The 18,875-nt window shown below is 45.2% G+C and carries 20 protein-coding genes; 15 read left to right on the forward strand and 5 right to left on the reverse strand.

Annotated elements, in window-relative coordinates; translation table 11 throughout:
• Positions 1 to 120 precede the first annotated feature (120 nt).
• Positions 121 to 276 (forward strand): hypothetical protein, encoded by a 156-nt coding sequence (locus tag V2H45_RS00700; protein WP_330481677.1) that lies wholly within the window; start codon positions 121 to 123, stop codon positions 274 to 276.
• Positions 277 to 613: 337 nt separating this feature from the next.
• On the opposite strand, the gene V2H45_RS00705 is transcribed toward V2H45_RS00700, so the two are convergent.
• Complete coding sequence (locus tag V2H45_RS00705; protein ID WP_330481678.1) at positions 614 to 1,063, reverse strand: peroxiredoxin; 450 nt, start codon at positions 1,061 to 1,063, stop codon at positions 614 to 616.
• Positions 1,064 to 1,339: 276 nt separating this feature from the next.
• On the opposite strand from V2H45_RS00705, the gene tig reads away from it, so the two are divergent.
• From tig to V2H45_RS00725, 4 genes are all read left to right on the forward strand, one after another.
• Positions 1,340 to 2,878 (forward strand): trigger factor, encoded by a 1,539-nt coding sequence (tig, locus tag V2H45_RS00710; protein ID WP_330481679.1) that lies wholly within the window; start codon positions 1,340 to 1,342, stop codon positions 2,876 to 2,878.
• 205 nt (positions 2,879 to 3,083) lie between these two features.
• Entirely contained in the window at positions 3,084 to 3,767 is a 684-nt protein-coding gene (gene clpP / locus V2H45_RS00715; protein WP_330481680.1) for an ATP-dependent Clp endopeptidase proteolytic subunit ClpP, read from the forward strand.
• A gap of 19 nt (positions 3,768 to 3,786) precedes the next feature.
• Positions 3,787 to 5,124 (forward strand): ATP-dependent protease ATP-binding subunit ClpX, encoded by a 1,338-nt coding sequence (gene clpX, locus V2H45_RS00720; protein WP_330481681.1) that lies wholly within the window; start codon positions 3,787 to 3,789, stop codon positions 5,122 to 5,124.
• Positions 5,125 to 5,220: 96 nt separating this feature from the next.
• Entirely contained in the window at positions 5,221 to 5,766 is a 546-nt protein-coding gene (locus tag V2H45_RS00725) for an NYN domain-containing protein (RefSeq protein ID WP_330481682.1), read from the forward strand.
• An 88-nt stretch (positions 5,767 to 5,854) separates the two neighbouring features.
• On the opposite strand, the gene V2H45_RS00730 is transcribed toward V2H45_RS00725, so the two are convergent.
• Positions 5,855 to 6,559, reverse strand: coding sequence for an ROK family protein (locus V2H45_RS00730; protein WP_330481683.1), 705 nt, complete (start codon positions 6,557 to 6,559; stop codon positions 5,855 to 5,857).
• Between the two features lie 231 nt (positions 6,560 to 6,790).
• On the opposite strand from V2H45_RS00730, the gene V2H45_RS00735 reads away from it, so the two are divergent.
• The 4 genes from V2H45_RS00735 (at position 6,791) to V2H45_RS00750 (ending at position 11,624) form a co-directional block, all read left to right on the forward strand.
• Positions 6,791 to 9,151, forward strand: a complete 2,361-nt coding sequence (locus V2H45_RS00735) for an NACHT domain-containing protein (protein WP_330481784.1) — start codon at positions 6,791 to 6,793, stop codon at positions 9,149 to 9,151.
• Between the two features lie 135 nt (positions 9,152 to 9,286).
• The gene (locus V2H45_RS00740) at positions 9,287 to 10,060 is read left to right on the forward strand and encodes an ABC transporter permease (RefSeq protein WP_330481785.1); all 774 of its coding nucleotides are present in this window, start codon (positions 9,287 to 9,289) and stop codon (positions 10,058 to 10,060) included.
• A 5-nt stretch (positions 10,061 to 10,065) separates the two neighbouring features.
• Positions 10,066 to 10,992: an ABC transporter ATP-binding protein gene (locus tag V2H45_RS00745; RefSeq protein ID WP_330481684.1), complete on the forward strand. Its 927-nt coding sequence runs from the start codon at positions 10,066 to 10,068 to the stop codon at positions 10,990 to 10,992.
• A 68-nt stretch (positions 10,993 to 11,060) separates the two neighbouring features.
• Positions 11,061 to 11,624 carry a Uma2 family endonuclease gene (locus tag V2H45_RS00750; protein ID WP_330481685.1) on the forward strand — a complete coding sequence of 188 codons (564 nt, stop codon included), beginning with the start codon at positions 11,061 to 11,063 and terminating at the stop codon, positions 11,622 to 11,624.
• A gap of 5 nt (positions 11,625 to 11,629) precedes the next feature.
• Here V2H45_RS00750 and V2H45_RS00755 read toward each other — a convergent pair whose 3' ends face one another.
• Genes V2H45_RS00755 through V2H45_RS00765 form a run of 3 tightly spaced genes read right to left on the reverse strand, consistent with a single transcriptional unit; the run spans position 11,630 to position 12,932 of the window.
• Positions 11,630 to 12,214 (reverse strand): DUF948 domain-containing protein, encoded by a 585-nt coding sequence (locus V2H45_RS00755; RefSeq protein ID WP_330481686.1) that lies wholly within the window; start codon positions 12,212 to 12,214, stop codon positions 11,630 to 11,632.
• 33 nt (positions 12,215 to 12,247) lie between these two features.
• Positions 12,248 to 12,598 (reverse strand): YtxH domain-containing protein, encoded by a 351-nt coding sequence (locus V2H45_RS00760; protein ID WP_330481687.1) that lies wholly within the window; start codon positions 12,596 to 12,598, stop codon positions 12,248 to 12,250.
• Positions 12,579 to 12,932: a hypothetical protein gene (locus V2H45_RS00765; RefSeq protein ID WP_330481688.1), complete on the reverse strand. Its 354-nt coding sequence runs from the start codon at positions 12,930 to 12,932 to the stop codon at positions 12,579 to 12,581. Before V2H45_RS00765 ends, V2H45_RS00760 begins: the two co-directional genes overlap by 20 nt.
• Positions 12,933 to 13,083: 151 nt before the next feature.
• On the opposite strand from V2H45_RS00765, the gene V2H45_RS00770 reads away from it, so the two are divergent.
• From V2H45_RS00770 to V2H45_RS00795, 6 genes are all read left to right on the forward strand, one after another.
• Positions 13,084 to 13,782: an FHA domain-containing protein gene (locus V2H45_RS00770; RefSeq protein WP_330481689.1), complete on the forward strand. Its 699-nt coding sequence runs from the start codon at positions 13,084 to 13,086 to the stop codon at positions 13,780 to 13,782.
• Positions 13,783 to 14,201: 419 nt separating this feature from the next.
• The gene (locus V2H45_RS00775) at positions 14,202 to 17,108 is read left to right on the forward strand and encodes a CHAT domain-containing protein (RefSeq protein ID WP_330481690.1); all 2,907 of its coding nucleotides are present in this window, start codon (positions 14,202 to 14,204) and stop codon (positions 17,106 to 17,108) included.
• A 211-nt stretch (positions 17,109 to 17,319) separates the two neighbouring features.
• Positions 17,320 to 17,445: a hypothetical protein gene (locus V2H45_RS00780; protein ID WP_330481691.1), complete on the forward strand. Its 126-nt coding sequence runs from the start codon at positions 17,320 to 17,322 to the stop codon at positions 17,443 to 17,445.
• Positions 17,446 to 17,613: 168 nt separating this feature from the next.
• Positions 17,614 to 17,748, forward strand: coding sequence for a hypothetical protein (locus V2H45_RS00785; RefSeq protein WP_330481692.1), 135 nt, complete (start codon positions 17,614 to 17,616; stop codon positions 17,746 to 17,748).
• 310 nt (positions 17,749 to 18,058) lie between these two features.
• Positions 18,059 to 18,328: a 30S ribosomal protein S15 gene (gene rpsO / locus V2H45_RS00790; RefSeq protein ID WP_330481693.1), complete on the forward strand. Its 270-nt coding sequence runs from the start codon at positions 18,059 to 18,061 to the stop codon at positions 18,326 to 18,328.
• A complete protein-coding gene (locus tag V2H45_RS00795) occupies positions 18,329 to 18,865 on the forward strand; it encodes a PAM68 family protein (protein ID WP_330481694.1) in 537 nt (178 codons plus the stop codon).
• Positions 18,866 to 18,875: the final 10 nt, after the last annotated feature.

Raw genomic sequence — 18,875 nt, forward strand, 5'->3', positions numbered from 1 at the left:
GCATTTTAGGTTTAGGTCGATCGCACTATCGACATCTTGCAAATTGGAATGCTGTACAATTTTGGCCAATTCAACCAAGACCGCTCTAAGCAAATATCAAACCACAGATCAGAGCCTACAATGATTAGCAACCAGCCAATTTTGATGTTTGATGCGATCGTAGTTGCTCTGACCGATCTAGCCTTAGGTTTGTTTCGTCAGCCCCAACATAAGCCCAACATAGCGCTGAATCTAAGATTGCCGAAATCAAAAAAACAATGTCCTAAAAAACTCTGACAGGGTCTAGAAATAAAGCTTCTGAAGGGCTTGTGTTAAGTATTTGAGTGCCTGAAAATTAGGCTATTTAGCCGATGCTTGAAAATTATTTTGATGACAGGCTAAGTACTAGCAACATAGATGTTTCGTTAAGCCCATCTAAAGCGAGGTTAAGATTTCCAGATCGCAACCTCGCTATTTATTTTGTCTATTTTTTGACTTTGCCCTTTAATCAGCCTTGTTTCGATCGAGATCTCAATCTGCTACCAAAACAAGAATCAGATATTAGCACAGACTTTTTGCAAAGCATAAAAAATGCAAGCAAAAAATCCCGAAAAAAGTGTAACGGTCAAAAACGCTAAATTCCCAGTGCTGTCAGAATATCTTTGGCATGGGTTTCTGTTTGCACAGAAGTATAAACTTGGCTAATTACACCTGCCCCATCAATCACATAGGTAACGCGACTGGCGACGGGCTGGTTATATTCTGCCCGTTGAACGTCATAGGCTTTGATGATTGTGCCATCGATATCGGCAAGTAAGGGGAATGGCAAATTAAATTTTTGCGTGAACTGTTGATGGGAAGTTTCATCATCTGCACTTACCCCTAACACAACAATATCTTTGCCTTGGTATTCAGCGTAAGAATCGCGAAAGCTGCAAGCTTCTTTGGTACAGCCTGGGGTATCGTCTTTGGGATAGAAATAAAGCACCACAGACTTTCCAGAAAAGTCAGCCAGTGAAACGGTATTACCGTTCGTATCTTTTGTTGTAAAAGCTGGAGCTTTATCGCCAACTGCAAGAGCCATAATCGTTTCTCCCGAATCGTAAATCTATTGTTTTTCTCAATCAATCTTAACTGGATTGTTAAAAATTTTAAGATCTGTGACGCGATCGCTACCGATCTTAAAATGCTTACTAGATCGCCCTAACCTTGAGCAATCATAGAATCCATGGCGTATTTATCATGAAATCTTGGCTTCACGCCCCAGATAGAACCTAAACTTGAGTATGCGTCATATATAATCTAGGGACTTGCCACATACACTGGCTTGAGTCATGTTGTTAAGATCTGAGCAAATTTAATGAAGGTTACTTTAGAAAAACTCCCCGCCAGCCAAGTTGGTTTTGATATCGAAGTTGAGGGAGCCAAGTCGCAAGCGATCTACGATCGCATGGTAAAGAAACTTACGCAAACGATGCAGGTGCCAGGGTTTCGCAAAGGTAAAGCCCCTAAGCAGCTAATTTTGCGTCAAGTTGGGATTGAACAGATCAACGCTAGTGTCTTGGAAGAGCTGATAGAAGACACATTACAAAAAGCTTTAGCGGAGCAAAAAGATCTCAAAGCGATCGGGGGCTTTGAACTCGTTTCAAATATCGAGGAATTGATCAAGCAATTTGCGCCCGGTCAAGACTTACAGTTTAAAGCTGCCATTGATGTCCAGCCAGATGTCAAATTAAACAAATATCAAGGCTTTGAAGTTAAGGCAGAAAAAATTGAAGCCGATTTGACCCAAGTTGATAAGACACTGCATGACTATCAAGTTAGAAAGTCAACCCTCGTGCCTGTGGAAAATAGAGGCGCACAACTTGATGATGTTGCCACGATCGATCTCAAAGTCATTGACCTAGAAACGGGTGAAGAGATTGCAGATGCCAGTGAAGATGGTATTCAGGTTGATGTCAATGAAAAAGATTACATTCCCGTTGTTGTCCAAAACCTGATCGGAGTGGCGCTTGACGAAACCGTTGAAATTGAGTCCGTTTTCCCTGAAGACTACTACCCTGAAGAATATGTAGGCAAAAAGATTAAATATGTAGTTACCCTCAGAGATTTAAAGGCAAGAGAACTGCCTGCATTAGATGATGAATTTGCCCAGTCCATCAGTGAAAAGGAAACGATCGCTGAGTTGCGCGAATTTTTAGAAAAGCGCATTGTCGATGAAGCCGAAGAAAAAACCAAGGCAAACAAGGAAAATGCAATTTTGCAGGCCCTGGTGGCTGAACTGGAAGTGGACTTACCCGCAAGCTTGATCAAGCAAGAAGTTAATTTCTTGGTGCAACAACAGGCAATGTATCTCCAAAGGCAGATCGATCCAAAATATGCCAAGCAATTGTTTACGCCAGAATTGGTGAAAGAGATGCGACGGATCAACGAACCCGAAGCGATCGTGCGCCTAAAACGTACCCTTGCTTTGGCTGAAGTCGCAAAACTAGAGAGCGTCACCGTTCCTGAAGATGCGATCGCCGCACGCGCAGAGGAAATCAAGCAATCGGTTCAAGACAACAATGTCGATCCTGTTAGACTAAGAGAAGTCGTAGAAGACGAACTGGTTACAGAAAAAGTTTTAGCGTGGTTGATTGAAAAAGCCACGATTGAGCTTGTCCCAGAAGGTTCCCTAAAACCTGCTGAAGTAGAGCCAAGTTCAGATGCCGAAACCAGCCTTGAAGCAGGTTCAGAGGCAACTAGCGGCGATGCAGTAATCGATGTGGCTTCTGAAACCGTAGATTCCGAGAGTGCAACGACTGAGAGTGTTGAGCCCGTGTCTACGCCAAGTACTCCCAAAGGGAAAGGCAAAGCCAAGGCAGATAAGCAAGCTGCAAAAAATGCTACAAATGAGTAAGTTTAGATTGTAAATTACACCAAGATCGGGTTCGGTTGAATGGCTTGATTTAAGTTTAGATATTTTGAGTCATAATAGCTCCAAAATTGCTACGCCAAAGTCAAGCCCAAACACAACACTCAAAGGTTAAAACTCAGCTTTTCTGCATAGATAGCGTGAAATTATGTTCCAATCCCAATACATAGCGCCACATTTAGTCTCACAAATGAATCCGTCGAAACTGACTAACGCGATCGGTTCAATATCCCCCCATGGTTCGCTTGCAAGTTTGACCACCAATGAAGTCGTTCCTATGGTGATCGAACAATCAGGCAGGGGCGAAAGGGCTTTTGATATCTTTTCACGCCTACTGCGCGAGCGCATCGTTTTTCTTGGTAGCCAAGTGGATGACTCCGTTGCCAATGTGATCATGTCTCAACTGCTGTTTTTAGAAGCCGAAGATGCCGAGCGTGATATTTACCTCTATATCAACTCCCCTGGCGGCTCGGTAACAGCAGGGATGGCAATCTATGACACCATCAAGCATGTGAGACCCGACGTCAGTACGATCTGTATGGGTATCGCTGCTAGTATGGGTGCATTTTTATTATCCGCTGGTACAAAGGGCAAGCGCATGTCTCTACCCAATGCTCGAATCATGATCCACCAACCCTTGGGCGGAGCGAGAGGACAGGCAGTGGACATTGAGATTCAAGCTAAAGAAATTCTGTACCACAAGCGCACGCTAAATGCCCTGATGGCAGAACATACAGGTCAGCCCTTAGAACGGATTGAGCAAGATACAGAGCGAGATTTCTTTATGTCTCCCCTAGAAGCGCAACAGTATGGTCTAATAGACCAAGTTTTAAGTAAGCCGACCGTGCCCCAACCAGCCCTATCCCTAGCATAGCCATAGTGAGATAGCTAATATGCCCAGTAAATATGACTCCCATCTCAAATGTTCGTTCTGTGGTAAATCGCAGGAGCAGGTACGCAAGCTCATTGCAGGACCTGGTGTGTATATCTGTGATGAGTGTGTAGACCTCTGTAATGAGATTTTGGATGAGGAGCTATTTAATGGCACCTCGCCCCAAGCCCCGCAACGTAAGGAATCAGCCCCCGAAAAGCGCAAAACCAAAACGACAGCACCCCTCAATCTCAGCCAAATTCCTAAGCCCCGCGACATTAAGCGCTACTTAGATGAGAATGTCATTGGTCAAGATGAAGCCAAAAAGGTTTTATCGGTGGCAGTCTATAACCATTACAAGCGGCTCAGCTTTTTACAATCTTCAGGCAAACCTAGTAATGAAGACGGCGTAGAACTGCAAAAGTCGAACATTTTATTGATCGGGCCAACTGGATGCGGAAAAACGCTGTTGGCACAGACCCTAGCTGAGATGCTAGATGTCCCCTTTGCCGTCGCTGATGCTACCACACTTACGGAAGCTGGTTATGTTGGCGAAGATGTCGAGAATATTCTTTTGCGCTTGCTGCAAGTAGCAGACTTGGATGTAGAGGAAGCTCAACGGGGCATTATCTACATTGACGAAATCGATAAGATCGCGCGCAAAAGTGAAAATACTTCTATAACCCGCGATGTTTCGGGTGAAGGCGTACAACAAGCGTTGCTAAAAATGCTAGAAGGCACGATCGCCAATGTGCCACCGCAGGGAGGACGCAAGCATCCCTATCAAGATTGCATTCAAATTGACACCAAAAATATTCTGTTTATCTGTGGTGGGGCTTTTGTTGGTCTAGACAAAGCAGTAGAACAGCGCATTGGTAAAAAGTCAATGGGCTTCATTCAGCAAGGGGAAACCCTGCCTAAGGAAAAGCGCACGGCAGATATTCTCAAACACGTCCAGCCCGAAGACATTGTTAGGTTTGGCATGATTCCAGAGTTTATTGGGCGCATTCCTGTAACTGCTGTTGTCGATCCCCTCGATGAAGGTGCGTTAACGTCTATTCTCACAGAACCTCGTAGTGCGCTCGTCAAGCAATATCAAAAGTTGCTACGCATGGATAATGTCCAGCTAGAATTTCATGCCGATGCGATCGTCGCGATCGCTAAGGAAGCCTACCGACGCAAAACCGGAGCCAGAGCTTTGAGAGGCATCGTCGAGCAGTTAATGCTAGACGTCATGTATGAGGTGCCCTCTCGTAAGGATGTCAGCCGTTGTGTGATCACCCGCGAAATGGTCGAAAAGCTCTCTACGGCTGAGATTATTCCGCATCCCTCGGTGTTACCAAAATCAGAGTCTGCCTAAGTTCGGCGAACAAGTGCTGTTGAAGTACTAGGAGTTGCTGTCTCATGACATCGCGATCGATGTCACAATAGGAGCAGCCACTTCCAGCTTGTTCCTATGCCTCCTCATTACCCGCCAGTCATGTTGGTTGACGGCTACAACGTTATCGGAGTTTGGCAACGACTACAAGCTATGCGCGATGCTATAGGCTTTGAGTCAGCCCGCTCTGAACTGATCGAGACCATGATTAACTTTAGTGCTTATCATGGTTACAAAACAACTTTGGTATTTGATGCTTATAACCTTGAGACGCCGGGAAAAACAGAGAAACTGACCAAGCATCTAAAGCTTTACTATACCGAGCACAAGCAGACCGCTGATACCTATATTGAGAAGGTCTGCGGACAGTTTTATCGCGATCCGATGCGTCACCTAAAACGCATTATTGTGGTGACATCCGATCGCGCCCAACAATTAACCGCTGTAGGTTTTGGCGCTGAGTGGATGTCTGCGCTAGCTTTGCAGCAAGAAGTAGAAATTACCTTCAAATCGGTGAAGCATCGTCAAAAAGCCCAAGCCCAAGACACCAAAAAGCTGCTAGGAAATCGCATCGATCTCGAGACTAAGGCACGGCTGGCCAAATTACGTGAAAGCTTAGATTGAAATTTATAGTTTTTCCGTTGTCAGTTGTTCAGTTGTTCAGTTGTCAGTCAGGATACCGATAACCAATAACCGATTACTTCAAAAATTGCTAGTCTTTCCAAAGGGCAATTCCACCTAATAGACCCAATTTATTCGACACAATCTTGACATTCTCAGGTAGCTTGATCGTAATTTTTTTAGCATTACCGCCACCAATATAGAGATAGTCGTAGTTGAACAGATGGTAGAGAGAAGCGATCGCTTTGGCTAATCGACGATTCCAAGTTTTTTCGCCGACTTTATCTAGGGCTGCCTGTCCCAATCGCTGCTCGTAGGTATCGCTGCCTCGAAAAGGATGCTGCCCCATTTCTAAATTGGGTAATAACTTACCGTCCACAAAGATTGACGAGCCAAAGCCCGTCCCCAAGGTCACAACCAGTTCTACTCCTTTGCCACGAATCGCACCTAACCCTTGAACGTCGGCATCATTGGCAATGCGTATGGGTTTACCGAGCTTTTCGGTTAGAGCCGTTTTTAAGTCAAAATTGTCCCAGTCTGGATCGAGATTGATTGCACCCTTTGTGACACCCTCATGTACGACACCGGGGAAGCCTACGGACACGCGATCGAATTCGCCTTGCAATGTAGCTAGCTGCACAATTACGGCAATCACGGCTTCAGGCTTCGCAGGTTTGGGGGTTTCTAGGCGTACCCGACTGGTTGTAGGCACGCCATTTTCATCTAAGACGATCGCTTTGATACCACTGCCACCCACATCAACTGCTAGGGTTAATTTCTGTTCGAGACTCAACATTGTTTCAATATTGTTTCAATTATGGTCACTTATGCGCATTATGTATTTTGGCAGTCTACAGGCGTTAATTCACAATTGATTTGAGAATCTGGCAGTTTCCAAAAGTCTCCATTCCGCCGTTGAAGCCAACCATTGACACTACAAGAACATCTCAGATGATTTAGGATAGCGATAGTAGGTCGCTAAGTGACAATTGGTTAGATTTCTTGTTTACCCTATGCAAAGTTGACTATGACGATAGAGCGATCGCTGCGTGCCCCTTCCGAAATTCTTAACATCGCCAGTACAGTACTCAAACAAAAAGGCTATACCCCTCTCAAGCTAGCAGAAGAGATGGGGCTCTCGGCTGAATTGGTAGAAAAATTTTTTCGTGGTGAATCCGTCGATTCGCATACTTTTTTAAGTGTATGTCAGAGATTAGGGGTCAATTTGCGATCGCCCAATCATGCTCCCCAACCATCCCCATCGGTAAGTCCCTCTACAAATCTTCAAGTCAATCCTCAAAGCGTTACAAAGCTCAGTTCTGAGCAGATTGTCCAAGAGGTGCGACAAAGTATCTGCGAATCCATTCAGAGGCAATGCGATCGCTTGCGCGTGCTGGGGATGGCCGAACCGCTGAAACTCCGAGATATTTATACAGTCCCAAAATTCTTTGTCCAGATCCCCAGTCAAAGACGACTGAGTATTGATGAGTTGCTCAAAGATGAAAGTTCGGGCAGTTTTGAGGGCTGGCGACGGCAAATACCAACAACACCCGCCCTAGAAATCGTTCAAAAGCATCCTAAACTCGCAATTTTAGGCAGGTTGGGAGCAGGTAAAACCGTCTTACTCAAATATTTGGCTTTGGCTTGCAGTGCTGGCGATTTTTGTCCCGATCTCGTGCCAATTTTTCTATCGCTTCGAGAATTTACGAGGGAGTTTGCGAATTCGGAATTTACCGGACAACCAGTGAGTCTAGCCCAATATATCGCCCAACAATTGGCTAACTATGGCGTAGAAGATAGGCAACTGAGCGAACACTTGCTGCGCCATGGCAAATTATTTCTGCTGTGTGACGAATTGGACGATGTCAGCAATCTCACAAGACGCAGCGTCATAGGACAAATTAACCAACTTGCCGATCGCTTTCCTCAGCATCAGTGGGCGATCGCTTCTCGTAGTTCTAACTACACTCACCTACTCGAACAATTCACCACATTTGAACTAGCTGACTTTGATGTTTTGCAAGTTTACAGATTTACGACGAAATGGTTTCAAGTGAGTAGCACGCCAAGCTCCAGTAAAAATTCTGATCGCAGTCAAAATCAAAGCCCAAATAAATTCGATCAATTTACCCAATTTATCGATCAAAAACCGCTTCTCAAAGAACTAGCGAGTAGTCCTCTTGTCCTTTCGCAAATTTGTTTAGCGTTTCAGCAAGCGACACAATTGAATGAATTTGGTTTCTACCGTGAAGTTTTAGATCTTTTGCTGCAAGATTGGCAAGCGGCCAAACTCGATATTCCTGATGGCTCTCCCCAACTAAGTGAAAAAAAAGAGCTGCTAGGACATTTGGCGATCGCGGCGTTAGATCGCCATGGGTATTTGTGGGATCGCGCCCAGCTAGAACAAGAAATTCAAACGTTCAAGCGGAAAGGCAATCTAAATCAAGCGATCGAGCGCAGTGACTGGATCGAAATACTCAAAATTCAGCATGGGCTGATTGTAGAACCAGCAAAAGGCATCTTTGCTTTTTCCGATCGGGCTTTACAAGCCTCGTTAGTCGCTCACAAAATAGCTACCAGTAAAAATCCTGTCGCGATCAAATACTTGTGGCAACATTTAGGCGATCGCCGTTGGCATGATGCGATCGCGATCGTAGTCAGTATGGCAAAAACTCCAGAAGAACTCATCCGAACGATTCAAAACTATGCCGAGTCCTTGGTTGCCAACGAGCAAAAAATTCAGCGATTTTTGGCTTGGGTAAGCCAGCAAGTACTTTATCTCAAGTCTCCCTTTAAGCCAGTTGCAGTCAAAGCCTTTTATCTAGATTTCGATCTAGAGAAAACCCGCACGCTCGATCGGGCGCGCGCCCTTGATATTGCTCATTCTCGCTCTTTGGAACGCGCACAGATGCGATCGATGGGTAAGGATGGTGAAATGCAAACCACAGAGACTGGGGTAGATATCGATCGAGCCGTTACCCTCGCGCTCAATCTCGATCTTGCGCTCTATTTTGTCAGTTACCCGATTTTACAGCTTGCCTCAGCGCTAGATCCGAACCTTGGTAAAGCGCTGGCTCAACTTCGCCAAAGACTGCCAGATCTCGGACGCGATCGCGAAAAATTTGCTAGGTGGTGGCAGAACAAAGGGTTAGAGTGGTCAAAACAGTTACGGGAAGTCATCATTCAGCATCGTAAGGGCATACAAGATTGGGAATTTAGTGAGGAACAATTCGCCCTGCTGCGTCAGTATCATGATGCCAATAAACTTTTGGCTGATTGCCTCAATGCCTGTCCCTACATAGATCCAACGGTACGAGAAAAGATTGAATCGACCTTGTTTGCCTCCCAATTACCCAGCGATGACGATCTAACCATTTTGCAAGGTTAGGAACGTATAGGAATAGATCCCCCAGGCTTTGTGTGCGAATCCTGTCAGTCCGAAAAGTGGCTAGGATATATACTTAGTATGTTTTTGTTCTCCAATGCAGGTTTCTGAATCTAGGCTAAGCAGTGATTATCCGTGATGAAATATTGGTATGAAACGCATGCCGTAGCGCAGCGCATCTTGCTGGAGTTATGGCGGCGCAAGCGCAGTCTAGTATTTTGGGTGGTTTTTCCCATTTCAATTTTGGTGATTAATGGGTTGATTTTGGCAGAACGCGGCAAGTTTCCGATCGCGCAAGGCATAGAGCAGGCAGCACCACCTACCCTGATGGGATCGGCACTTTTCTTTAGCTGCTTGGGGGGAGCCGTGGCAACTGTGGTCTCGGAGCGCGAACAACGCACGCTCAAACGCTTATTTTTGTCGCCTTTAAGCGGGATTTCTTATTTTCTCGGAATTTTTGTCGCCCATGGGGCGATCGCCCTAGGACAGGTCTTATTGGTTTTTACAATCGTTGTTTCTCAAGGTGCATGGATCAAAGGCTCGATCCTATTGGCAGGCAGCATTATTTTATTGGGGATTTTTGCCTACGTCGGATTGGGATTTTTGTTGGGGACGCAATTTGCGCGACGTACCGAAGATGTCAACTCCCTCGTCGCCGCCTTTGGCGTGCCCCTGTTGATTTTGGGTGGTTCGTTTTTCCCAGTATCTGTTTTTCCTGACATCCTACTGCGCATTGCTGAGTTTAACCCGATCTATCACATGAATGAAGCCCTATATGGGGTCGTTGTCAATGGAGATGGGTTAGAAGCGATCGCCAACCATTATGCCTTTTTGAGCGTCTTTGCTGTGGCAATGGTGGTTTTGGGGTGGTTATCTTATCAACGTATGCTCATGGGCGAAAGGAGACTATAAAGCCTGTGCTACAAGTTGACAAACTGAGTAAGTCCTATGGCAAAAAACAGGTTCTGCAAGACCTCAGCTTCCATCTCAAGCGCGGTGAAGTTTATGGTTTGCTGGGACCCAATGGCGCAGGCAAAACCACAACGATCAATATTCTGTGCGGACTGTTAAACGCGGATAGCGGTACGGTCAAGTTAGATAACCGCCCCGTTTCTCTTGCCACTCGTGCCGCGATCGGCGTGGCTCCCCAAGAAAATTTGTTTTATGGCAGCCTCACCTGTGAGGAAAATCTCTACTTTTTTGCCCAGATTTACGGACTGAGGGGCGAGAAATGTAAAGAGAGTATCCAAACCTGCTTAAAGTCGGTGGGACTGTTAGATCGTGCCAAAAGCCTAGCCGAAAACCTCAGTGGTGGCATGCAACGACGCTTGAGTGTGGCGATCGCTCTCGTCCATCAACCCCAGTTGGTGGTGCTAGATGAGCCCACTACAGGGCTCGATATTGAAACCCGCTATGAAGTCTGGGAATTAATTCGCAACCTTAGCCGACAGGAGATCTCGGTACTGCTGACTACCCACATGCTAGACGAGGCAGAACGCCTCTGCCAGCGCATTGGCATTATCAAACAGGGAAAACTCTTGGCTGAAGGCAGCATGGAATCACTGCGCCAGTGGGTTCCAGCTAAGGAAGTGGTCACGATCTGTACGCCAGTTGAAGACCTCGCGATCGCAAGGGGCAACGAACTTGGATTTTCTCACCGTCGCTATGGTCGAGACCTTGCCTTTTGGATGCCTAAGACCGTGGAACTCAAGGAAATTATCAACTGCTTTGATGGCATTCCTCTGGATTCAATCGTGCGTCAGCCCGTCAGCCTAGAACATATCTATGTCGAAGTCACCCAAAGTATGGGCGATCGGGAGATTTCCAACAAGCAAAATTCCTAATCCTTATCTTTTCCAGTCATAATTAGGCTATACAGCGATAAGCCATAAACTTGCTTAGACAAAGTCCTATGATTCAGACCCCTTCTCGAATCATCCCCCTAGAAGACTTCCTTCGATGCCCCGAAACAAAGCCTGCTAGTGAATACATAGATGGTCAAATCATCCAAAAGCCGATGCCTCAAGGTGAGCATAGTACGCTACAACGGGTTTTGACGCGAGATATAGATAATGCTCTTAGTCCATCAAAAATTGCCCATGCCTATCCCGAACTTCGATGTACTTTTGGGGGGCGATCGCTTGTCCCAGACATTTCAGTCTTTCGCTGGGAACATATTCCTAGACAGCCAAATGGTCGTGTAGCCAATCGATTTGACTTGCATCCAGACTGGACAATCGAAATTCTGTCTCCAGACCAAAGCCAAACTAAGGTCACTCAAAATATTCTTCATTGCCTAGAGCATGGTACAGAGATGGGCTGGATGATCGATTCTGAGGAATCCTGTATCTTTACCTATCAGCCGAACCAGACTCCACGATTTTTTGATCGACCAGAAATAGTACTACCAGTCCCTGCCTTTGCCAAAGCGATCGAACTCACGGTCAAACAACTATTTGATTGGTTAACTGATTAACTTTTTCAAGTATTCCCTCGATCCGCACCATTCTCAGCGCTGGGTGGGGCAATTGGGGGATCGATCGATCGCTTCGGGTCTGATGCAATATCCTCCGAAATTTCTAAAGGATCTGGACGACGCGCGTTCGTAATTTCTGGGGTTGCGGGTGCTTGGGGCGCGGGGGGTAACTGCTTGATGCGATTGGCATCCTCAGAGGTCGGTGCATTTCGACGAGGCGATCGCTTGGGTCTGCTAAACGATTTCCAACCTGCTTTAAACCCCGCAAACGCACTTTTCGTTGCGACCGTCACATTAACAGCACCCTTTTTCACACCTTTAATGCTGTCATTGACCTGTTTAACCGCTTCTCCAGCACTTTTTGCCCCTTGATTGAGTTCGTCACTGAGTTCGCTGATCTCTAAGCCAGTCAAGCGAATGGCTTCGAGGGTGGGTGGTAGCTCCCGTGATAGCGTCTCTGCTAATCTCGCCACACTCCGTCCTGCCCTTGCCAGTTCCTGAAATGCAGGGATCGCTGTCAAAAGTAGGGCTGTGAGGCAAACTGCCACCAGCAAAAATGATAATGCTAACCAGAATATTGGCTCTGCCATAGGGTTTTGGGTCAATGGTCAGTGGGAAAACTTTTAATCTTCATCTTCCTGTGTCGCATCTCTCAAATTGGGTTGAGCAGGGCTGACGGAATAATCAAGTTCTTGGCGCAGTTTGGTACTGGCTTCCTGTCCTACGGCGATCGCTTCTTGCAATCGTTGCATGGCATCATCGATCGTGCGTTGTGCGGTTTCCGTAAACCGATCTGCTTGGTACTGTACATTAGAACCAATTTCTTCGGCAATCTTGGGTAGATCGTCTGCTGATTTGCGGAGTATTTGCCGCGTTTCTTTGCCCGAACGGGGTGCAAACAATAACCCTACGGCTGCCCCAATGGTGCCACCAATCAACAAACCACCTAAAAATTTACCTGCGCCGTTTGCCATATTGTTCATTCCTTCTTGATATGCGGGATTTTCGAGGTCGGCTCCACAATCCCTTTACCGTTGTTTGGAAACGACTAAAAGCAAACAAAACCATCTCTACTTTCTGTAGCTGCGCCACGAGAGCTTGATATTTTTGCTTAGCTGCCGTAGCTCCTTTTTGCCCAGTCATAATTGCAGGAGGTGATACAGACAAGCCTTTGTGACAAGCAGCTTCCCAGCCATCTACTTTTCTTACCGTGGCAATAAAAGCAGATCGCAGTAACCAAATTTGTCGCGTTGCCCAAAGCAATCCCGCACTTAATAATAAATTTATCGTAATAACAATCCAGATCATAACTTTTGTAAATATTTACTTTACCGAATCGCTACAAAACGATAGTCAAATGACAGATAAAATCAGGAAAAAACCTGAATCCTTGATTTGGAACCCCAAATCTGCTTAAACGTCCGACAATATAGTTAGGTTATATTGACACATAGTTGAGATGCAAACTAGAAAATTGTCTGATAGTTCAGTAGCCCTTTTACACCCATTCCCCCATCTCATTATCCATGCTGTAGATGGGCAACAGATGATCCCTTTAACCAATGTTGATTTTTGGACAATTGGCAGGGATTATAACAACTCGATTGTGTTAACGGATAAATGGGTATCTCGCAATCATGCGACTTTACAGATTGTTGGCTCATCTAAAAATAGTGATGCGATCGATCCGTTAGTCAGAGGCGATCTGAGAAACCGAAACTCCCACCAAGATCAAGGCAGCTTTTATTTAGTCGATTTGGGTAGCCAGAATGGTTCGTTTGTAAGAGGTCAGCGAGTAACGCTACCGATCTTGCTAAAAAACGGCGATCGCCTGATGATTGGCAAGACAGAAATGGACTTTTATTCACCCCATAAGCGCGAGCATCATCGTGCCGTTCCAGATAATTTGCGGCTGTTTTATCAACCTACTGCACCCGTGACTAGCTCTGGTTTAACCCCCTCAGAAAGTAGGGTTTTCTGGCAGGTCGTACAGGGTTTTACCAACAAAGAAATTGGCAAACGGTTGCAAATTAGCCCTCGTACTGTGCAGACCCATTTGAGTAGCATTATGACGAAATTAAACCTAGAAAACCGCTCTCAAATTGTCAGATTTGCCTACGAAAATAACCGCATTCCTCCTAATACTCCTAGCGCCTAAAGTAGCGCTCGAAGCGTAGCTGTCTGGTTGGGCAAAATGCCTAACCTGTAAGATTTTTTGTGCTTTCAGCGCGATCGCTAGATTTTTAGAATTCATCCCAACCTGTGCAGATATCACCACAGATAAATTCAGCGCGATCGCATCAAATTCCAAATGATTTGTCACCATTTTTGCGATCGCCAATCATCTGTAGGGGATTTGCATTGGCATCACCATTTCTAAACCCATCACCAAAACCTCAAGCTGCCAATGCAAATCCCTCTTTCCTATGTTGTGTTTTTTTTGCAAAGCATTTCCATTAGACGATCTTGGTGAAATGCGTAAATATCTGTGGGAATGCTTCACCCCTACAAAAATCATTTTTGTTTTATGTCTTTAGGGGAACTGTACAATTGTGAGACAACCTCAAAGATGATGTTATGACCTTACGGATCTGCTCGCTGGCATTTGTTGTAGCAACCGTTTTTGCAAGCTTCTTACCACTTGATTTACCCCTTGCGACTGCCCAATCTCAAATGTTGCAAGATCGCAAAGCCCTAGCCGATCGTGCGATCGAGATGGGAAATCAACAACTTTCCGCGAAGCAATATCGCGCAGCAATTCAGTCGTATCAAACTGCGTTAGAGATTTATCAAGATATTAATAATCAATATGGGAAAGGTTACGCGCTTATCGGTTTAGGCTACACGTACAACAGCTTAGGACAGTACCAAAAAGCGCTTGAATCTTATCAGCAATCCTTCTCAATATTTAAGCAAATTAAGAATATCAAGGGTGAAGGATATTCACTCACAGGGCTTGGCATTGCCTATAGCGGGTTAAGACAATATCAAAAAGCGCTCGAATCCTATCAGCAATACTTAACCATCGCTAAGCAAATCGGCGATCGCAATAGTGAAAAGGGCGTATTGATGAGTCTTGGTTTTATATCCAACAGTTTAGGCGAACATCAAAAGGCGATAGATTACTACCAACAAGCCCTAGAGATTGCCAAGCAAATCGGTGATCGTAATATTGCAGGAGATGCATGGATTAGTCTTGGCATTGCATTCATGAGTCTTGGACAATACCAGAAAGCGATAGATTCATTTCAGAATAGTTTAGAGGTTGCTAGACAAATTGCCGATCGCAGTAGAGAAGGAACTTCTCTGAATGGATTGGGTGATGCATATAACAGACTAGGACAATATCAGAAGACAATAGATTACTACCAACAAGCCATAGGAATCTTTAAGCAGATTGGCGATCGCAATGGGGAAGCCTCGGTACTCGGCAACTTGGGCACTGTCTATTCCCAGCTTGGAGAATATAAGAAGGCTGTGGACTACTACCAACAAGCCATAGGAATCTTTAAGCAAATTGGTGACCTCAAAGCTGAAGGAAAGTCGCTCAATAATCTCGGTCTTGTCTATGACAGAATTGGTCAGTATCAAAAAGCAATTGATTTCTATCAGCAATCCTTAGCGATCGCTAGGCAGGTCGGCGATCGCACTGAAGAAGCAGCTTCTCTGATTGCGTTGGGTCTTAGCTACAACAATCTTAGGGATTATCAAAAAGGTATAGATTACTATCAACAATCCTTATCAATCTTTAAACAGGTTGGCGATCGCAATGGAGAAGGTCTATCGCTTGGTGGTCTAGGCAACTCATATCACAAACTTGGGAATCATCAAAAAGCTATAGAGTACTATCAGCAATCTGTTGCAATCTTTAACCAAATCGGAAATCGCGACGGAGCAGGAAAAGCGCTCTCTGGTCTTGGTCTTGCTTACCAAGGGCTAGGGTTGTATCAGAAAGCGATAGAGCACTTCCTACAGTCCTTAGAGATAGCTAGGCAAATTGGCGATCGTGATGGTGCAGGTATTACACTCAATAATCTGGGCTTTTTATTTGTCGAACGAAATCAGCCCGAACTTGCCATTATTTACTACAAACAATCTGTTAACTTGCGCGAATCTATTCGCAAAGAGCTTCTCGGACTCAATAAAGAAGAGCAAAAATCATATCTAGAAACCATCTCTACAGGCTACATAATTCTCGCAGGATTATTGCTCAAACAAGGAAGAGTCATCGAAGCGCTTCAAGTTCTCGACTTACTCAAAGTCCAAGAACTTGAAGACTATCTCAAAAATATTAAAGGGAACGATCGCACATCTCAAGGCATCAGGCTTTTAGAGCCAGAGAAGGCGATGAGCAGTCAGCTATCAGCGATTAGCTACGAACAAATCCCCGAACTCAATCAAAAACTTGCCAACCAGATTCAACAATTACCAAAATCAGAAATCGACAAGCCACCCAACTATTTGCAACAACTCCCTCAAGGCACTGCTCTTCTCTATCCCCTCATCCTCAGCGATCGCGTCGAAATTATTCTCTTTGCTGCTAATACTCCCGCCATCCATCGTTCCGTTCCCATCAAAAAAGACGAGCTGGAAAAGCTCATTACTGAATTTAAAAATAACCTTGTCCAAGGACGGAAAGACCCCAGTGATGATGGATTTCGCGAACCTGCGAAAAAACTCTACGACATTCTGATTAAGCCTGTCGAAGATGACCTCAAGACTGCCAAAACTACCACCATTTTCTATGCTCCTGATGGGAAGTTGCGCTATGTTCCCCTCACTGCGCTCTACGATGGCAAACAGTTCCTAATTGAAAACTATGCCGTCAATAACCTGATCGCCTATATTCTCACCGACTTTACACCTAAGACCAGCAAACAACCCAGTGTTCTCGCAGGAGCCTTTGGTGGCAAAAAAGGTGAAAAGCTATTTGGACAAAATGCCTTACCTGCAAGCCTTGTAGAAGTTTCTGAGATTGGCAAACTGATCGAAAATTCCGAGGCTTTAATCGAAAATAACTTCAGCCGTCAAGCTACCGAAGGTCAACTACCCAATTACAACATCCTCCATCTTGCTACCCATGCCGAATTTAAATCGGGCGACCCCGATAATTCTTTTATTCTCTTTGGCAATGGGGACATCCTTCGTCTCAGGGAGATTTCGGAGCTAAAAATGCCCAACATCGAGCTGATCGTGTTGAGTGCTTGCGAGACCGCAGTGGTTAAATCAGGCAGTGGGGTAGAAATCTTAGGTTTTGGTTATCAAATTCAGAAGGCAGGGGCAAAGTCAGCGATCGCTTCGCTTTGGAGTGTTAGCGATGCGGGTACGCAAAGTCTGATGCAAGCGTTTTATGGCTATGTCAAGCAAGGCGATCGCAGCAAGGCAGCCGCACTCAGACAAGCTCAGATCGACTTGATTCGCGGCAAGCAGTTCTCTCATCCTTACTACTGGTCGCCATTTATTCTGATTGGCAATGGTTTATAGCGATCGCGCAGTTTAGCTCTAGTTCGGGGAGCGATCGAAATTTTTTTGTCACGCTCGCGCTAAAATCGAATTTGTCGTAAGTTTCCCACTGGCTGTCAAAGGTTTGTCAGCGAATTTGGCTGAGTAGAGTCTGCAAGCAGCCCATTTTCCCTCAACTGGGGCTGACAACAAGTTGCAGTATCCGCCATCCCTACCTCTAGAATCGTAATTTTTGCAGAATCGACAGTCCATAGCAACTTCACACCAAGATTTCACCTCTCTACTATCGCCTTTGTTTCATAAAGACTTTGCGATCGATCTGCATATTTCCTGCGATCTCGATCGCAGCAGCTTGTGACGAAGTCATCTATAGACTCTAAAGACTCTAAATCTGACCCAAATCCTTCAGGTCATGTCTCATTTTGCATTCCTTAATTCTGAAAGGTTCGTAATGAAACAAATTGGTATTCCAAGCTTAGGCTAGGATATGTAAAGTTAAACCCTATTCAAGTAGCCGTGTAACTTTATGGAATCTCTTCTCGACTTTAAGCTAATACTCGTCGTCCTAACAGGTGCTTTCATCGTTAGCTGTCTCTTTTTTGGCACGCGTAATGGCTTTTATGACACAGACAAATATCACGGCAACGGCTCGGCTCACTAGACTTGAGTTAAACGCCCATCGCTTTTATTAAAAGCAATTTTTTGCGATCGCACTCTCTATAAAATCCCCCATTGCCTTGAAACCTAACTTAAAACGTTAGGTTTTATATTTTTGTTGTCTGCATTCTTGCGATCCCCAAGGGCAGATTTCTCACTGTAACCGAGGGCGACAAGGAGGTTTTACGCGATCGCACCTTGCAATGGCTTGAAAATATCAGGTAAAACTGTAAAGCATTCGTCACTGGCATCTATCAATGTGATACGCTAGTATATCCAAACTCCGATCTTAGAAATAATTAGAAATTTGCACTATGGCACTGTTGCAAGAGCGCAAGCAGGAAATTTTCGCTGCATACCAAAAACACCCTACTGATACGGGTTCATCCGATGTTCAGGTGGCAATGTTGACCGAAAGGATCAACCAATTGAGCACCCATCTCAAAATTCACTCAAAAGACTTTTCGTCTCGTCGCAGCTTATTAAAGCTGATTGGACAACGTAAGCGTCTTCTTGCCTACATCCGCAACGAAAATCGCGATCACTACAAGGCACTCATTCAAAGGCTAGGGGTAAGAGGCTAAGTGGCTAAACCGACAGAAGAGCGCATTCCCTTTGAGCCGGGCAACCGAGCTAAAAAGAAAAAGGAGGAAAAAAAGCCTCCTGTAAGTGCTGCGCCCGAACGTCAAGCTACTTCTCCGTCTGTGCCTCAGGCTCAGAATGCCTCTAATACCAAAGGTAAAACTCAAAATACCTCTAAGAAGGATTCTTTAGGTATTCCACAAGAGGTCAACAAACGGATTGCACGCCGCGTTGCTCTCTTTTGTGGTATCCCTACGTTTTTAGGAATTGCAATTTTTATTGTCAGTTACATTGTTGTAATTAAGCATTGGGCAGATTTACCCAATGTAGCCGTTGTTCTCTTGAGCATGCTTTTCTTTGGCTTAGGTGTATTAGGACTTAGTTACGGTGCGCTATCCGCTTCCTGGGAAGAAAACCGAGTGGGCACTTGGTGGGGCGGCGAAGAGTTTCGCCGTAACTTTGGCTATTTAAAAGAAGCTTGGAAGCAGCAACGCGCTGAAAAGAAGTTAGCGACGGAGCAAAACGAAAAATCTAAATAAATCCTAAATG

The organism is Tumidithrix elongata BACA0141 (genome assembly GCF_036349135.1).
GTDB classification, from domain to species: Bacteria; Cyanobacteriota; Cyanobacteriia; order Pseudanabaenales; family Pseudanabaenaceae; genus Tumidithrix; species Tumidithrix elongata.

What these genes read in the sequence shown, in the direction of transcription:
- V2H45_RS00700 (WP_330481677.1), top strand. Translation starts at nt 121, where the DNA reads ATGATTAGCAACCAGCCAATTTTGATGTTTGATGCGATCGTAGTTGCT.
- V2H45_RS00705 (WP_330481678.1), bottom strand. Translation starts at nt 1,063, where the DNA reads ATGGCTCTTGCAGTTGGCGATAAAGCTCCAGCTTTTACAACAAAAGAT.
- tig (WP_330481679.1), top strand. Translation starts at nt 1,340, where the DNA reads ATGAAGGTTACTTTAGAAAAACTCCCCGCCAGCCAAGTTGGTTTTGAT.
- clpP (WP_330481680.1), top strand. Translation starts at nt 3,084, where the DNA reads ATGAATCCGTCGAAACTGACTAACGCGATCGGTTCAATATCCCCCCAT.
- clpX (WP_330481681.1), top strand. Translation starts at nt 3,787, where the DNA reads ATGCCCAGTAAATATGACTCCCATCTCAAATGTTCGTTCTGTGGTAAA.
- V2H45_RS00725 (WP_330481682.1), top strand. Translation starts at nt 5,221, where the DNA reads ATGCCTCCTCATTACCCGCCAGTCATGTTGGTTGACGGCTACAACGTT.
- V2H45_RS00730 (WP_330481683.1), bottom strand. Translation starts at nt 6,559, where the DNA reads ATGTTGAGTCTCGAACAGAAATTAACCCTAGCAGTTGATGTGGGTGGC.
- V2H45_RS00735 (WP_330481784.1), top strand. Translation starts at nt 6,791, where the DNA reads ATGACGATAGAGCGATCGCTGCGTGCCCCTTCCGAAATTCTTAACATC.
- V2H45_RS00740 (WP_330481785.1), top strand. Translation starts at nt 9,287, where the DNA reads ATGAAATATTGGTATGAAACGCATGCCGTAGCGCAGCGCATCTTGCTG.
- V2H45_RS00750 (WP_330481685.1), top strand. Translation starts at nt 11,061, where the DNA reads ATGATTCAGACCCCTTCTCGAATCATCCCCCTAGAAGACTTCCTTCGA.
- V2H45_RS00755 (WP_330481686.1), bottom strand. Translation starts at nt 12,214, where the DNA reads ATGGCAGAGCCAATATTCTGGTTAGCATTATCATTTTTGCTGGTGGCA.
- V2H45_RS00760 (WP_330481687.1), bottom strand. Translation starts at nt 12,598, where the DNA reads ATGGCAAACGGCGCAGGTAAATTTTTAGGTGGTTTGTTGATTGGTGGC.
- V2H45_RS00765 (WP_330481688.1), bottom strand. Translation starts at nt 12,932, where the DNA reads ATGATCTGGATTGTTATTACGATAAATTTATTATTAAGTGCGGGATTG.
- V2H45_RS00770 (WP_330481689.1), top strand. Translation starts at nt 13,084, where the DNA reads ATGCAAACTAGAAAATTGTCTGATAGTTCAGTAGCCCTTTTACACCCA.
- V2H45_RS00775 (WP_330481690.1), top strand. Translation starts at nt 14,202, where the DNA reads ATGACCTTACGGATCTGCTCGCTGGCATTTGTTGTAGCAACCGTTTTT.
- V2H45_RS00785 (WP_330481692.1), top strand. Translation starts at nt 17,614, where the DNA reads ATGGAATCTCTTCTCGACTTTAAGCTAATACTCGTCGTCCTAACAGGT.
- rpsO (WP_330481693.1), top strand. Translation starts at nt 18,059, where the DNA reads ATGGCACTGTTGCAAGAGCGCAAGCAGGAAATTTTCGCTGCATACCAA.